The 14,126-nt window shown below is 56.9% G+C and carries 15 protein-coding genes; 5 read left to right on the top strand and 10 right to left on the bottom strand.

Going from position 1 to position 14,126, the window contains the following annotated elements:
- The first annotated feature begins 88 nt into the window (after positions 1–88).
- Together ACNFBR_RS16955 and ACNFBR_RS16950 are read left to right on the top strand one after the other, a co-directional pair.
- Positions 89–991, top strand: coding sequence for a LysR family transcriptional regulator (locus ACNFBR_RS16955; protein WP_416735991.1), 903 nt, complete (start codon positions 89–91; stop codon positions 989–991).
- 59 nt (positions 992–1,050) lie between these two features.
- Positions 1,051–1,677, top strand: coding sequence for a helix-turn-helix transcriptional regulator (locus ACNFBR_RS16950; RefSeq protein WP_416735990.1), 627 nt, complete (start codon positions 1,051–1,053; stop codon positions 1,675–1,677).
- A gap of 64 nt (positions 1,678–1,741) precedes the next feature.
- Here ACNFBR_RS16950 and ACNFBR_RS16945 read toward each other — a convergent pair whose 3' ends face one another.
- From ACNFBR_RS16945 to ACNFBR_RS16920, 6 genes are all read right to left on the bottom strand, one after another.
- Complete coding sequence (locus ACNFBR_RS16945; protein WP_416735989.1) at positions 1,742–1,915, bottom strand: hypothetical protein; 174 nt, start codon at positions 1,913–1,915, stop codon at positions 1,742–1,744.
- A gap of 30 nt (positions 1,916–1,945) precedes the next feature.
- Positions 1,946–2,332, bottom strand: coding sequence for a RidA family protein (locus ACNFBR_RS16940; RefSeq protein WP_416735988.1), 387 nt, complete (start codon positions 2,330–2,332; stop codon positions 1,946–1,948).
- A gap of 60 nt (positions 2,333–2,392) precedes the next feature.
- The gene (locus ACNFBR_RS16935; protein ID WP_416735987.1) at positions 2,393–3,529 is read right to left on the bottom strand and encodes an asparaginase; all 1,137 of its coding nucleotides are present in this window, start codon (positions 3,527–3,529) and stop codon (positions 2,393–2,395) included.
- Between the two features lie 35 nt (positions 3,530–3,564).
- Positions 3,565–4,839 carry a dicarboxylate/amino acid:cation symporter gene (locus tag ACNFBR_RS16930; protein ID WP_416735986.1) on the bottom strand — a complete coding sequence of 425 codons (1,275 nt, stop codon included), beginning with the start codon at positions 4,837–4,839 and terminating at the stop codon, positions 3,565–3,567.
- Positions 4,840–4,981: 142 nt separating this feature from the next.
- Positions 4,982–5,947 (bottom strand): threo-3-hydroxy-L-aspartate ammonia-lyase, encoded by a 966-nt coding sequence (locus ACNFBR_RS16925; protein WP_416735985.1) that lies wholly within the window; start codon positions 5,945–5,947, stop codon positions 4,982–4,984.
- Between the two features lie 19 nt (positions 5,948–5,966).
- Complete coding sequence (locus ACNFBR_RS16920; protein ID WP_416735984.1) at positions 5,967–6,938, bottom strand: ornithine cyclodeaminase family protein; 972 nt, start codon at positions 6,936–6,938, stop codon at positions 5,967–5,969.
- 299 nt (positions 6,939–7,237) lie between these two features.
- Between ACNFBR_RS16920 and ACNFBR_RS16915 the strand changes: the two genes are divergently transcribed.
- The 3 genes from ACNFBR_RS16915 (at position 7,238) to ACNFBR_RS16905 (ending at position 8,888) form a co-directional block, all read left to right on the top strand.
- Complete coding sequence (locus ACNFBR_RS16915; protein WP_416735983.1) at positions 7,238–7,894, top strand: HAD family hydrolase; 657 nt, start codon at positions 7,238–7,240, stop codon at positions 7,892–7,894.
- A 215-nt stretch (positions 7,895–8,109) separates the two neighbouring features.
- The gene (locus ACNFBR_RS16910; protein WP_416735982.1) at positions 8,110–8,427 is read left to right on the top strand and encodes a type II toxin-antitoxin system PrlF family antitoxin; all 318 of its coding nucleotides are present in this window, start codon (positions 8,110–8,112) and stop codon (positions 8,425–8,427) included.
- Complete coding sequence (locus ACNFBR_RS16905; protein ID WP_416735981.1) at positions 8,427–8,888, top strand: type II toxin-antitoxin system YhaV family toxin; 462 nt, start codon at positions 8,427–8,429, stop codon at positions 8,886–8,888. Before ACNFBR_RS16910 ends, ACNFBR_RS16905 begins: the two co-directional genes overlap by 1 nt.
- A 124-nt stretch (positions 8,889–9,012) precedes the next feature.
- Here ACNFBR_RS16905 and ACNFBR_RS16900 read toward each other — a convergent pair whose 3' ends face one another.
- The 4 genes from ACNFBR_RS16900 to ACNFBR_RS16885 all read right to left on the bottom strand — a co-directional run bounded on the left by ACNFBR_RS16900 (position 9,013) and on the right by ACNFBR_RS16885 (position 14,014).
- Positions 9,013–10,089 (bottom strand): MBL fold metallo-hydrolase, encoded by a 1,077-nt coding sequence (locus tag ACNFBR_RS16900; RefSeq protein ID WP_416736061.1) that lies wholly within the window; start codon positions 10,087–10,089, stop codon positions 9,013–9,015.
- A gap of 189 nt (positions 10,090–10,278) precedes the next feature.
- Positions 10,279–11,178, bottom strand: coding sequence for an alpha/beta hydrolase (locus ACNFBR_RS16895; RefSeq protein WP_416735980.1), 900 nt, complete (start codon positions 11,176–11,178; stop codon positions 10,279–10,281).
- A gap of 259 nt (positions 11,179–11,437) precedes the next feature.
- On the bottom strand, positions 11,438–12,808 hold the full coding sequence (locus tag ACNFBR_RS16890) for an MFS family transporter (protein WP_416735979.1): 1,371 nt from the start codon (positions 12,806–12,808) through the stop codon (positions 11,438–11,440).
- A gap of 282 nt (positions 12,809–13,090) precedes the next feature.
- On the bottom strand, positions 13,091–14,014 hold the full coding sequence (locus ACNFBR_RS16885; protein WP_416735978.1) for a LysR family transcriptional regulator: 924 nt from the start codon (positions 14,012–14,014) through the stop codon (positions 13,091–13,093).
- Positions 14,015–14,126 lie beyond the last annotated feature (112 nt).

Here is a 14,126-nt window from a genome sequence, read left to right as displayed (position 1 = left end):
ATCTCTAAACGGGTTTGTAGTTGCAACTCTAGCCCGATGACTATATTTTTGGTTAACGGTAACTTAATCAAAGGTTAAGAAATCTTTAATGCTTACTTTCGCCGACCTAGAGCTCGTCACCGCAATTTCTGCCTCAGGCTCACTCAGCGAGGCGGCTCGCAAAATGCGGGTTACTACCGCCGCCCTTTCCATGCGGCTGCGCAAGCTGGAAGGTGAATTGGGCCTCAAGCTTGCGAGCCGGGATTCCAGACGATTGTCATTGACCGAGGACGGCGAGCGCCTGGCTGAAGAAGGCAAGCGCCTTCTTCAATCACTGGAAGAACTTTCTGAATCCATGATTGCAGACGACCAGCAATTACAAGGGGTACTGCGCCTTTGCGCACCTTTCGGATTCGGTCGCTTGCGCCTAGCTCCGGTGCTTGCCCGTTTTGCCAAGCTCCACCCTAAACTCAAGATCGAGCTCGACTTGAAAGAAACCCCTTGGCCAGACCGGAGCAACTGCGATGCAGTCATCCACATTGGCTCCATTTCGGATAGCTCATGGACTGCTCAGGTGTTGGCATCCAACGAGCGTTGGCTATGTGCCAGTCCGAGCTATTTGCAGAAGAACGGTGCACCCAAAGAACCTGACGATTTGGCCTCCCATCGCTGCATTTGTATTCGCGAAAACGATGAGCATGTCACTTTCTGGCACCTCCACAAAAAAGCACAGACACAGTCGGTTCGAATCCTCCCGGCCATGACTACCAACGATGGTGGCGTAGCCCGTAGATGGGCCGAGAGCGATCTGGGCCTGGTGCTGCGATCCCAATGGGACGTGGCTGAGTCGGTTGCAAACGGCGCTCTGGTGCGGGTACTACCCGATTGGCAGTTCGATACCGCGCCAATTCTCCTACTCGTCCCAACCAAGAAAAATCGATCACGGAAGGTACAGATGCTCAGCAGTTTCCTGGGCTCGTCTTTCCGATCCCCAATCCCTGAAGCGGTCTGATCTGAGCCTACCCTCAGCCCGATCAATCGCTATTCAACAAGGCTGGAAATCTTCAACCCATGAAGAAAACTACCCCCGAACAAGAAGCGCTCATTAGCCAAATGGAACAGATCGCCGAAGGCCTGAGCCAGACCTTCAGCCCATTCTGTGAGGTCGTTTTACATGACCTTCGTGACCCTGAACACGCAATCCTGGCCATCCACAACAATCTATCGGGCCGGGAGGTTGGTCACCCGGCAACCGAACTCGGGCTCGCAAGGATCGCAGACCCGGCTTACCCGCAGGTCATCGCCAACTACCCGAACCAGTTCAAAGATGGTCGTCAGGTGAAGAGCACCTCAATTGGCATCAAGGACTCAACCGGTCGCTATGTCGCCGCCTTATGCATGAACGTTGATCTGTCTCTGTTCCGTGGCCTTCAGGGAATGCTTGAACAGTTCGGCTCTTTCAGTGGAAATCGCCCGCACGAATCCCTGGAAAGCAGTGGCGCGGAGACAATCCGAGCCAAGATAGACCAGTTCGCCGCTCGCCTTGCTACCACCCCTAGGGCGCTTAAAGCAGCCGACCGAAGAGTCCTCCTGCAGGAGCTGAAGGATGCTGGTTTGCTCGAGATCAGGAAGGCGATGGAGACCGTGGCCTCCCATCTAGGTGTTTCCCGAGCGACCGTCTACAGCGACTCGAGATGATCGAACATTTCTGACCCGTGATCAGACCGGACAACCCTTGGCCCTGAGCAAAGCATTGAAGCGATCAGGGTCGAGAGTACCGTCCTCGATATCGCATGATACCGCCAATGATTGCTCGGGTCTGATCACCGCTCCCGTCAACGACCAGAACGCCCCCCGGACGAGCCATCTGGATCGCCTTCAGGGTCATCAAGTTATCGCCTGGGCGAACACGTACCGTAATGGCTGAGCCACACATAGTGCAGAAACTGGCGAGGCTGGCAGCGGCTCAGCCAGCCGCCATTACACGTGCAACGGCCTCGATCTCAACCAGGTACCCATGGTGCAGTTCCGGCACAGGGACAACGGCTCGCGCCGGGCGATGGCTCCCCAACGTTTCAGAGTAGATCAGGTCGAATGCTGGCCAATGCTTCACGCCTGCGACATAGACGGTGACCTTGACCAAATCAGCAGTGCTGCAGCCTGCAGCTTCGAGAATTGCGATGAGGTTGTTCAAAGCCAACTGAGTCTGCTCAGCGAACGAAGCCTCAGTGTTATGAGTGCCATCTGGACTCACTGGCAGTTGCCCGGAGATGTACAGAGATCCTTGATGAACCACGCCTTGGGAGTAATGCCCTGCCGGAGTAGAAGCGTCGGTGGTGCTGATGAATTTCATGGATAACCTTTTGAAGGGAGCCGGGCTGAGCTATCGACTCAGCCCGGCTTGTGATGTGAGTCAGTGGCCGTTCAAGAAGGCTTCTTGAACCTTCACTGGGTCGGTAATGCCATTGGCAATGAGCAATTGCGTAAGCACCCGAGCCTTTTGAGGATTCAGATCCATGGAGGCAACGAAGCCGCTTTTGGAATCATCCACCTCGACATCGCGGTTGACATAGCCTTTGCTCACGCGAGTAGACCGAACGACCACGATGCCTTGGGAGGCGGCCTTTTCCAGCGCGGCCAATGCCGCCTTCGAGGTATTGCCATCCCCCATTCCCGCCAGAATGATGCCTTTGGCTTTATCGGCTATAGCGTGCTCGATCTGGCTCGCATCCATATTGCTGTGGCTGTAAATGATCTCTACACGGGGCAACGGCGCTGCTTTGGGGAGAGTTAACAATTGGCTAGGCTGAACCGGTTGAAGGAACCGGACATGCCCGAGATCCACGTAGCCCTGTGAGCCAAGGTTTGGGGACTGCATGGTTTGCACACTGGTGCTGTGGGTCTTTGTGACGCCGCGTGCGCTATCGATCTGATCATTCATGACCACCAATACACCACGCCCGATGGACTGCCTATCAACCGCAACCTGTACCGCCTGGTAGATGTTGGCCGGCCCATCCGCGCCAAGGGCCGTAGCGGGACGCATTGAGCCTACCAGCACAACCGGCTTGTCCGTTTTCAGCACCAGGCTCAGGAAGTAAGCTGTCTCTTCCATGGTGTCGGTGCCATGCGTGATGACAACCGAATCCGCCTCGTGTTTATCGAAGGCCTCCTGAATCCGATGGGCCAACTTGAACCAGACATCATCGGTCATGTCTTGAGATCCGATGGAGGCAACCTGCTCCGCTGACAAGGACGCCAGCTCACCCAAGCCAGCAACCGATGAGATCAGTTGCTGTGCACCAATGGCGCCAGCGTTGTAGGCGCCGCTACCACGGCTGTCGGCTGATCCAGCAATCGTGCCGCCGGTGGCTAGCAGGAGAACACGAGGCAATGCCGCTTTTTGGGTGGATGTATTCATGGGGTTCTCTTGAGCGTACACCGGAGCCCCAACGACCAGACCAACCGCGAGTGACGCCACGACTGCTGTACGCAGCTTCTGCACAAGCGACTTACGGATGGTGGAGCTCAGGAAAGTGATAGTCATCATTTCGCTTCTCTTGTTCTTGTTTGAGCGGGGTGAGTTCAAATTGCCTGCGCCGACTGTTGGGGAGTGCCTTCGACTGAGGCCTCTTCCTCTTGATTGCCGTGCCGGCCAATAGCGGCAGTTGCAACGCCGCACCCAAAGACATTCGTCGCAGTACGGCCCATGTCCAGAATCGGGTCGACAGCCAGGATCAACAGCAAGCCCGCCTCAGGCAGCCCGATCATCGGCAAACCTGCGGCTAGGACAACCAGCGAACCACGAGCGACACCTGCCGTGCCCTTGCTGATTACCAACAAAGTAAGTAGCACTACGATCTGGTGAGCAAAGGTCATCTCGACGTTATAGGCCTGGGCGATGAACATGACGATGAAGGCTTGGTACATCATCGAGCCGTCAAGATTGAACGAGTAACCCAGAGGTAGTACGAAGCTGGTCACGCGCTTGTTCGCGCCGAATTTTTCGAGTGCTGCAATCGTTTTTGGATAGGCCGCTTCGCTGCTCGCAGTGGAGAACGCAATCAGGACAGGCTCGCGCAGGTGAGACAGCAAAGGCCTCATCCGCTGCCCGAGCGCCAAGTACCCTGCCAACGAAATCATCAGCCAAAGCAATGCGATACCGAGGAAGAATTCTGCGACCATCTTTCCGAAGGTCATGACCATATCTAGGCCGTGTACCGTCACGGTGGAGGCAATCGCGGCGAAAACGGCAAATGGCGCTACGTACATCACGTAGTCAGTCACCTTGAACATGACGTTCGCGAGCTCTTCGAGTACATCGACGATCAGCGACTTCCCTTTGCCTTTCACAAAGGCCAATGCGCTGCCGAAGAATAGCGAGAAGACAACGATCTGGAGCACCTCGTTGCTGCCCATTGCCTCGATGATGCTTCGAGGGAATACATGCGACAGGAACACAGGAAGACTCAGAGACCCGGCGCTCAAACCAGTGTTCACTGCCTGGTTGGCGTCAACAGTCAGATTCAGTCCGGCGCCAGGCTGGAACAGATTGGCGAGCACCAGGCCGATGCCAAGCGAGATCAGTGAGGCCACCAAGAACCACGTTATAGCCTTGAAACCAACACGCCCTATCGAGCCGCTACCAGACATGCTGGCCACCCCGGTAACGAGCGTTGCAAGCACGAGTGGAGCAATGACCATCTTGATCAGTCGAAGGAAGACGTCAGTCACCAGGTTGAGGTACGTAGAGAACGCCTTCGCACTGGCCGTATCCAGCTGACTATGAAGGGTGCCTCCAAGTGCTACACCGAGCACCATAGCGATCACAATCGCTTTTACAAGAAAGCGGCTTTTCATATGCACCTCTTATTATTAGAAACCCTGTCGAGCAGGGCCATCTTGTTTAGGCTGAAACACACGAACGTTTATATTTCGGCAACGCTTTGCCATCAGGCGCAATTTGCGCCCGAAAGGCATTACCACTCAAAACTTAATAAAATTACGACTGTAGAAAACGGCCAAACTTGTCAATGTCGATATTGCCACCAGTAATGATCACTCCGACACGCCTGCCTTTCAGTTCTTCCTTAAACTTGCGAACAGCAGCCAGCCCCAAACAACCCGTCGGCTCAACCACCATTTTCATGCGCTGGGCAAAGAACTTCATCGCCGCCACCAACTCCTCGTCGCTCACCGTTTCAATTCGGTTTACGCCATTCAGGATGATCGGGAATGTGTAGTTACCCAGGTGTTGCGTCTGAGCACCGTCAGCAATCGTATCCGGGGTATCGATATGTACGATCTCGCCAGAATTGAAAGACCGTTGCCCATCATTTCCTGCTTGCGGCTCAACGCCAATCAAGGTGCAGCCAGGCGAGAGTGCGCGGGTGGAAAGCGTGGTACCTGATAACATCCCACCCCCCCCCAAACCGACGAAAAGCACATCAAGATCACCCACACTCTCGATAAGTTCTTTGGCTGCGGTTCCCTGACCCGACAGAACGTCTGGATGATCGTAGGACGGGATCAAGGTCATACCCTGCTGATCAGCAAGCGACCGGCCAATTACCTCACGGTCTTCAGTGTAGCGGTCATAGAAGACGACTTCCGCGCCGTATCCCTGGGTGGCTGCGACCTTGGCCGCAGGTGCATCCGTGGGCATGACGATAGTGGCGGGGATGTGCAAGATCGAGGCCGCCAGCGCAATACCCTGAGCGTGGTTACCTGAGGAAAACGCCACAACGCCAGCTTTGCGCTGCTCATCACTGAACTTGGCCAGTGAATTAAAGGCACCCCTGAATTTGAAAGAGCCAGTCCGCTGATAGTTTTCACATTTGAAGAAAATCTCAGCGCCGACCTCTGTATTGATGGTGCGGGAGGTCAGAACTGGCGTGACATTCGCAACGCCTTTAAGGCGCTCGGCAGCGTCGACGACATCCTGATAGGTTGGCAAGGTTATTTGCATGGCTTGAGTCCTCTACTAATTACCAGGGCCAGGAAATATCGTGGCCCACACCCTCGATCTTTGCTTGCTCGAACAGTAGCCGCGCCACCGTCAGGTCTTGAAGCGCCAACCCGGTCATGTCGAAGACCGTGATCTCATCAGCGCTTCGTGAGAATTCAACTTTCCCTGTCAGTAGGTCTCCGATTTCGATCACCGGTAGTGAAGAAGCCCATTGGGTCTCACCCATTTGGGTCGCTTGGTCGCGGTCATCAACAATGACCGTCGCTTTCGCCAGTAGCCCTTCCGGTGCCTCACGCTTACCTTTGGTGTCTGCTCCCACGCAATTGATATGCGTGCCAGGTTTGACAGCCTCCAGATCGAACAGCACCTGGCCACCTGGAGTCGCGGTAATGACTACGTCACTGCTAGAGACCGCGTCATTCGACGATGCGCTGTGCTTGACTGAGCAGCGCTTGGAAAACTGCGCCTCAAACTCAGGACTCGGCTGGCCGTCAAAGGTCAGGTAAGTAACAGATTTGATGCCTGGCATGACTCTCAACGCGTAGTCCACTTGAATGGTCGCTTGAACGCCAGTACCGAACACAGTCAGCTTGGCGCTGTCGCGTCGGGCCAGAATTTCCAATCCCAGTGCTCCGGCAGCACCCGTTCGCAGGGTCGTAATGGTGTTGCCATCGATCATGCAGAGTGGACGACCAGTCGCAGGATCAATGAGCAGAATGGTGGCCTGATGCGGTTCCCCGCCCAGCGCTCGATTGGTAGGCCAGAAGCCAGCAGCCTTGAACCCCAAAACACCCTGACTAGAGATTCCACCAGACTTGATCCCGAAAATTCCACCGGTACTGAGCGCTTCTCTCACGATAGGGAAAACCTGCCCCTCGCCTGCACTGTGCAGGTAGAAGGCCTCACGTACCGCAAAGAGAATCTGCTCGGGTAGAACCAGCGCATTGACGCTGTCCCTATCCAGAATTTTGAGCGTTTCGATCTTGGACATTCTTCTGCGCCTGAAAAAATCACATCACTTTTCCAGACACATTATCCAGTTTTAGACTATTTGTAAATGCTGTGCATGCCGCCGTTTGTCATCCAATCAGAGGGCGCTCAGCCAGTGAAATCAGGCATATTGCAGGCCAAACGATACCGAGTGACCTCTAGAGCCTGGAGAAGGATGATGGGATTAAGGTCGCTTTCGTCTAGAATTTGACAATTTGTATAGCCGCCTCTAACGTTCTCATCCGCGCGCAAATCCACTCTGCTCCAGGCCCTCTCAAGACCATGAGGAATCAGCAAGTCATGAATTTACTTTTCGACTGCGATGGCACCCTAGTCGATAGCGAGCGACTGGCTTTCAGTGCATTTCAGAAGGTGGCGAAGGACGCGCTGTCGTTGGAGCTCACCCCGGAAATCTGGGTTGAAGAGTTCCTGGGATTCACGAGAGCCCACTGCCTGGAGCGATTGGAAAGTCTCTTCGGCAAAGCGCTACCGGATGACCTTCCCCAGCAAATTGTTTCCACACTACGCCCCTTGCTCGAAGCAGAGCTGGTGGCAATCTCAGGTGTGGCGCAGACCCTACGAAACCTAGCGTTTCCCAAATTCATTGTTTCGAATGCCAGTGTCGGCCACATCGAATTCGTCCTAGGCAAAACCGGGCTGCGTGAGCATTTTTCCTCTTTCCACTCCCCCACCACAGGCAAGTCAAGGCCAAAGCCGGCGCCTGATGTCTATTTGAGAGCTGTCGGTGAGCTCAGGCTGAATGCCTCAGAGTGCATCGTTGTGGAAGACTCCATACCTGGCGTACAGGCTGCAGTTGCGGCTGGCCTCACCGTGATTGCTTTCGCATCCCAAGTGCCACGTCATCGCCTGGAAGCGGAGGGTGCAGATCATGTCATCGAGAGCTTTAGCGAGATAGTAAAAGTCATCGAACTGGTGCACCAACAACGCTCGATGTAAGCCGCCCTTCTTCATCTCTCTGACGCTTCAGCGTAGCCGCACCTGCTTCCGTAGAAGTCACCCTACCCGGGGTGATTTGAGGGCATGTCTTGGATGGTTTGAAAAGGATGCCCTAACCGAAGATGCTCAGCGCTTTCGGTCGATCAGCAGAAACCAAGATTGACCACGTAAGGATTATTCCTTACCATTCAATCAATACATCCGGGAGAACGCTCATGCCTGCCATCCACGAAATCGCCACGTTGACCTCGAAGGGGCAGGTCACAGTGCCCAAATCCGTTCGCCAGCTTTTGGGCATTGATACTGGAGGCAAAATCGCATTCGACGTACGCGCGGGGGAAGTCGTGGTCAGCCGCGTAGAAACCATCCATGAAGACCCTGCCATCGGTGCGTTCCTAGGTTTGCTGGAGGCTGACATCCGAAGCGGACGCAACCTCACCACCCTGCCGGAAGACTTGGCGCAAACCATGCTCGCCAACGCAAACCACTGCGTTAACCTGGACGAAGATATCGATGGTGAGGTCGCGATCTGATGCTGCGACATGGCTGGACACTGTTGTTCCATGAAGGTGTGACTTTACAGCTACGCAAATTGCAAGAAGCCGCCGCCCGGGCCGAGCAGAACGATCCGCAAGGTTTTGAGAGCAACGCCAACGTCAAGCTGTTTCGGGCATTGAGCTATCTGATCATGGAGGCTGTGCCTGCCGACCCAGGCCGTGATGAGTTCCGCCAAGGCAACACGCTTGGCACCGCCTACAGACATTGGCGCCGCGCAAAAATCGGCAGGCGCTTTCGGCTGTTCTTTCGCTACGACTCAAGATCCAAGGTCATCGTTTACGCATGGGTCAACGATGAAAATACCCTACGGTCCGCAGGCAGCAAATCCGATCCATACGCCGTATTCGAGAAGATGCTGGGCCGCGGCAACCCTCCTGATGACTGGGATGCGCTGACTGCTGCGACGCATAGCGACTGGGACGAGCCCAAAGCATAAGTTGCGCAAATGGGTGAGGGATTGCACGTTCTGCGCCAGTCCCGCCCCCGGTGTGTCCACTGTAATCCACTCGTAGCTGCTGTAAAAAGGGCACCCCAGCCCTGGAATGCCGCTTTTTCATCACTTAGCTCGGCTCGTCACCGGCTTGAAGATGACCCTGCTGATGCTTTCCGTCTTGCTGCTCTCGCTCAACCACCTCGCGCCACCACCGTGCGCCAGCTACTGGTGCCGACAAGTCGATCCTCTCCCCCATCCGTGGAGTCGCCACCGGCACGTGCTGGTCGGCTGCCCATTTCAGCACTTGCTCGAAAGGTTCATACCAGGCATGCAAGGCCAAGTCGAAGGTACCGTTGTGAATCGGCAGTAGCCAATGCCCGCGCAAGTCACGGTGGGCCTGGACCGTCTGCCGTGGATGCATGTGCACATAGGGCCAATGCTCATCGTAGGCCCCGGTTTCCATAAGCGTCAGGTCGAACGGACCAAAGCGACGGCCTATCTCGGCGAAGCCATCGAAATAGCCAGTGTCCCCACTGAAAAACAGCCGCAGCGTCGGCGCCTCGATCACCCATGAGCACCACAACGTGCGGTTGCCGTCACGAAAGCCTCGCCCGGAAAAATGCTGAGCCGGGGTAGCAGTCATCCGCAGCTTTCCTGCTTCGATGCCTTGCCACCAATCCAGCTGACGGACCTTGGCTGGCGGCCCCCCCCAAGCGAGCAGACGATCACCAACACCCAGCGGCGTAAGGAACAGATCCACTTTAGGAGCCAGGGCCTTGATTGTCGCCCGATCCAAATGGTCGTAGTGATCATGGGACAGAATCACACCGCGAATAGGCGGCAGCTCATCCAGCGTCAGGGGTGGGGAATGAAAACGCTTGGGGCCGGCGAAAGGCAGCGGAGATGCTCGCTTGGAAAATACAGGGTCAGTCAACCACCATCCACCTTCAAGCTTGAACAACACCGTTGAGTGCCCCAAGCGGTACAGGCTGGCGTCTGGCGCGCTATCGAGCTGCTCTCGCGTGAGTTGCAGCACCGGTACCGGAGCACGTGGCACCGTGGACCGAGGTTTGTTGAACAGCGCGTTCCAGATGACCTTGGCGTCTGGCTCGGGCATGTCCACAGGGCGTGGTGACAGGTTGTGAAAACGTCCCAGGCTGGACTGCGGTGAGTGGCCGTGGTCGTTGATCGGAGCGCGGAACAGTCGAGGGTGCTTCACGTGGATGATTCCATAGGACGCAGGTCTGGAGTGAGCAGTATAAAAATGAACTCACCTGCTGCCTTGCCCATTCCAGCGAGGTCCCTGCCCAATTCTGCCTGGATGTTCATAGCACTGTCGTAGCCGACGCAGGCTGCCTGTCATAGGACACAAGAAGGCTCCCTGCGTCCTGCCTCAGATACTTGCCTGGAAAAATCGCGTCAGATGCTGCATGGCTATTCCCACACCCGACCCGTCGTACAGGTCCATGTGTGCCAGGCCATCGAGTACGACCAGGTTCTTTTCTCCCCGCGCCTTGGCGTGCAGCTCTTCACTGTGCCACAACGAACCAGCTTCGCTGCCGGCGATGGCCAGCAGTGGTTGAGTCAACAACTGATCGACCAGATCGAAGGCATCAAAAGCTACCCAGGCGCCGAGGCCATTCATCAGCATCTTGTTCTGTGCATTAGGATGCTGGGCACGGGGCGTCAGGTAATAATCGGCAGCTTCCTGCAAGTCGCGGGGCGCTTTAGTGTCGCCCAACGGTGGAACGTAAGGCGCATAGACAGGCTCGGAACCGGACGCCTCGGCCGTACGCTGCCCAGCCAAGGCTTCGAGCACTGGCAGCAGATCGTTGATCGAGCCCTTGCCTTCCCAGCCTTTGCGGGTTGCGGAGCCAACGTTGACGGCGCTAGCGGTGGCCAATGCCTTGATTCGGCGATCCACCGAGGCGGCTTTGGCTGCAAAACCGCCACCGGCACAGATGCCCAGCACACCAATGCGGCTGGCATCGACAAACCCAAGGGTGGTCAGGTAATCGACCGCGCTATAGACGTCGGCCACGCGATTCATCGGTTCATCCAAAAAGTGCGGCTCGCCGCCACTTTCGCCCTGATAGGAAGCATCGAAGGCCAAGGTGACGAAACCCTGCTCAGCCAACAACCGGGCATAGGTGCCTGCGGTCTGCTCCTTGACGCCGCCTCCTGGATGCACGGTGATGATCGCAGGATACGCTCGGCTTTCGAGGAATGCCGGTGGCAAGTAGAGGTTGCCAGCCATCACGATGTTGCGATGTTTGAACTGAACGTTTTGCATGAGAAGACCTCAGGATTGGCAGCGTGCCTCAGTGCGTAAGGCGAATGCAGAAACGTAGGTCAGGCACTCGCAACCGAATGCGCTCAAGCGCACCACCTACGGTTCATTGGAGGTCATTATAGAAACGCCGATTGGGGCTTGTTTGCCTGATCCGATGCCTTGCTTGCACGTTTCAATTCGCATTGATCCGTGAGCCCCCCTGCCCGCACAGGGTGCAAGAATCAGAGGGGTTCTGTCAGCCGCCTGCCCGGGCCTGGGCTCAGCCTTGAACGTTGGAGTAGGCCGGGCGGCCGCGCAGGCCGGTGTTCTCCTCCACCGCCCCGGTGCCGTCGAGGTAGCCATGTTTGCGCAGGTCGGGCATGAGCACGGCAGCCAGCAGCGTGATGGCGCTCATGGCCGCCACGTAGTAGTAGAAGTACGACTCCACCCCCGCGCCGCGCAATGACAGCGCCACGTACTCGGCCGTGCCGCCGCACAGCGCATTGCCCAGCGCGTAAGGCAATCCCACCCCCAGCGCGCGCACGGTGGCGGGATAAAGGTCAGCCTTGAGCACGCCGGTCACTGGCGTATAGAACGCCGCAATCAACAGCCCGAGCATGACCAGCGCAAAGGCCTCGTACGGGTTGCTGACGCTTTTGAGGCCCGTGAGCAACGGCACGATCAACAGGCTCGACAGCAAGCCGAAGGCAATCATGCTGTTACGCGAGCCGATCCGGTCGGCCATCATTCCGAACACCGGCTGCAGGCACATGAATACCAACAGCGCGGCGGTCATGATGAAGCTGACCGTCGAGGGGTCGAAGCCGGCCGACACCACCAGGTACTTCTGCATGTAAGTGGAGAATGTGTAGAAATGCAGCGAGCAACCGGCCGTGATCGCAATGGTCAGCAGCACGGCTTTCTTGTGCTTCAGCAGCGCCTTGATCGAGCCGGCTTCCTTATGTTTGGCGCCCTGGGCATGGGCAGTTTCCAGCATCGAGCGGCGCAGGTAGACCACCACCAGTGCACTGAGCGCACCGATGAAGAACGGAATCCGCCAGCCCCAGGCCTTGAGCGCTTCGATCGGCAGCACATTCTGCAGCACCACCACCGTCAGCAGCGCCAGAAGCTGGCCGGCGATGATGGTGAAGTACTGGAACGAGCCAAAGAAGCAGCGCTTGCCCTTGCGGGAAACTTCGCTGATGTAGGTGGCCCCGGTGCCGTATTCCGCACCGACCGAGAGCCCTTGCATCAGACGGGCAACCAGCAGCAGCACTGGGGCTGCCATGCCAATGGTCTCGTAAGTGGGCAACACGGCAATCATCAGCGAGCCGCCACACATCAGGAACACGGAGATGATCATGGAAAACTTGCGGCCACGGGTGTCGGCCAAGTAGCCGAAGATCCACCCGCCCAAGGGGCGCATGAAGAAGCCAACGGCGAAGATCCCAGCAGTCGCCAGCAACTGCGTGGTCTGGTCGCCCTGGGGGAAGAACAGAGCGGCGAAGTAGATCGAGGTGTAGGCGTAGATGAAGAAATCGTACCACTCCACCAGGTTCCCGGAGCAGGCACCGAGAATGGCGCGGATCCGTTGGCGGTTGGTCAGGTTGCGAATATCAGGCGCAGCGGCATTGTTATTGTTGGCGTGCATGGGGTAACTCCAGATCTGAGGCGAACGCAAGGCAGGAATGACAGCGTTGGGTTTACGTTCGATCTACTGGCTGGGAGTCTTGGCAGGCAAAAGCAGGCGGCAAAACGCAGGACGATGAAAAGCGCATCATGGGGGAGTACCTTCTGGGATTTATTATTTTCCAAGTCGGCGAACGCTCGCTGACTTTTACTCCCGAGCAAAACTACGCCCTCGCCTGGAGAGCGGCCAGACCCGCTGCCCTCTAGCAGTTATGCTTCAATTGAATAGCTGGGCGCTGCTGCGTCAGAGCATGTGCCCGGCCCAGATGCCTTCAGCCACCCGTTGCGAGGCGATGTCGACGAAGGTCTGGCCGACATAGCGGGTCGCCGGGCTCACCTGGCGGTCGGCAGGCAGCACCAGCACCAGTTTGCGCATAGGCGTAGGGTCTACCAGCGCAGCGGCGCACAGTGTGCCGTCGTTCAACCGCGAGTAGATCGATGCCAAAGGCAATGCGGTGTAGCCAAACCCATTGCGCACCAAGTCGATCATCGCGCCAAACGAATCCGCCTCGACGCTGGTGGTGATCTTGAAGCCGCGCTCCAGGGCGCATTGGTCCATGATCTTGCGCAGCCCATGGCGGGGGCTGGGCAAGACCATCGGTTCACTGGCCAACTGCGCGAAAGGAACCGCCGCATCGAGGTTGAGCCCCGATTCGGGAGGGCCGACCAGGACCAGGTTCTCCATCATCACCGGTTCAATGCGCAGGGTATGCAGGGGCTGCGGATCGTAGGAGATAGCCAGCTCCAGTTCGCCGCGCTGTAACCAATCCAGCAGGTAGCCGCTGAAGGCCGATGAAAAGCGGATGGAGAGGTCCGGGTGGGTGTCGCTGATACGCTTGACCAGCGGCACCGTGACGATCTCGGCGATGGTCGGCGTGGTACCGATGGCGACCATGCCGCGAAAGGCTGCCCGGCCGCCGGCCACCGAGGTACGAATGGATTCCAGCTCGTTCATGATACGGGTGGCCCGTTCGAGCACCTCGAGCCCCGCCGCGGTGATTTCCATCCCACGGCCATGGCGCTCGAACAGGTAGACGCCCAGTTCCTTTTCCAGCTGACGTATCTGCCGGCTCAACGCCGGTTGTGCCACATGCAGCCGGTCCGACGCCTTGCTCAAGCTGCCCAGCTCAGCCACGTGGATCAGGGTTTTGAGTTGCGTTACATCCATCGGTCAACCACTGGCAGGTAAAAGAGCGCCTCTAAAACGGCGTATTTTGCAGTTTAAAGATAGCCTCGGGCGCCAGCTATAGCATTTGAGCATAGCAGTTAGAGCTCGATTG

This window comes from Pseudomonas sp. NY11955 (assembly GCF_048068035.1).
GTDB lineage: Bacteria > Pseudomonadota > Gammaproteobacteria > Pseudomonadales > Pseudomonadaceae > Aquipseudomonas.
This window is presented reverse-complemented; position numbering and strand designations above follow the sequence as displayed.

Bases quoted from the DNA above. Each gene is read 5' to 3' on its own strand.
- ACNFBR_RS16890 (WP_416735979.1), bottom strand. From the start codon at position 12,808: ATGCACGCCAACAATAACAATGCCGCTGCGCCTGATATTCGCAACCTG.
- ACNFBR_RS16920 (WP_416735984.1), bottom strand. From the start codon at position 6,938: ATGTCCAAGATCGAAACGCTCAAAATTCTGGATAGGGACAGCGTCAAT.
- ACNFBR_RS16925 (WP_416735985.1), bottom strand. From the start codon at position 5,947: ATGCAAATAACCTTGCCAACCTATCAGGATGTCGTCGACGCTGCCGAG.
- ACNFBR_RS16895 (WP_416735980.1), bottom strand. From the start codon at position 11,178: ATGCAAAACGTTCAGTTCAAACATCGCAACATCGTGATGGCTGGCAAC.
- ACNFBR_RS16955 (WP_416735991.1), top strand. From the start codon at position 89: ATGCTTACTTTCGCCGACCTAGAGCTCGTCACCGCAATTTCTGCCTCA.
- ACNFBR_RS16910 (WP_416735982.1), top strand. From the start codon at position 8,110: ATGCCTGCCATCCACGAAATCGCCACGTTGACCTCGAAGGGGCAGGTC.
- ACNFBR_RS16935 (WP_416735987.1), bottom strand. From the start codon at position 3,529: ATGATGACTATCACTTTCCTGAGCTCCACCATCCGTAAGTCGCTTGTG.
- ACNFBR_RS16930 (WP_416735986.1), bottom strand. From the start codon at position 4,839: ATGAAAAGCCGCTTTCTTGTAAAAGCGATTGTGATCGCTATGGTGCTC.
- ACNFBR_RS16940 (WP_416735988.1), bottom strand. From the start codon at position 2,332: ATGAAATTCATCAGCACCACCGACGCTTCTACTCCGGCAGGGCATTAC.
- ACNFBR_RS16885 (WP_416735978.1), bottom strand. From the start codon at position 14,014: ATGGATGTAACGCAACTCAAAACCCTGATCCACGTGGCTGAGCTGGGC.
- ACNFBR_RS16905 (WP_416735981.1), top strand. From the start codon at position 8,427: ATGCTGCGACATGGCTGGACACTGTTGTTCCATGAAGGTGTGACTTTA.
- ACNFBR_RS16945 (WP_416735989.1), bottom strand. From the start codon at position 1,915: ATGTGTGGCTCAGCCATTACGGTACGTGTTCGCCCAGGCGATAACTTG.
- ACNFBR_RS16915 (WP_416735983.1), top strand. From the start codon at position 7,238: ATGAATTTACTTTTCGACTGCGATGGCACCCTAGTCGATAGCGAGCGA.
- ACNFBR_RS16950 (WP_416735990.1), top strand. From the start codon at position 1,051: ATGAAGAAAACTACCCCCGAACAAGAAGCGCTCATTAGCCAAATGGAA.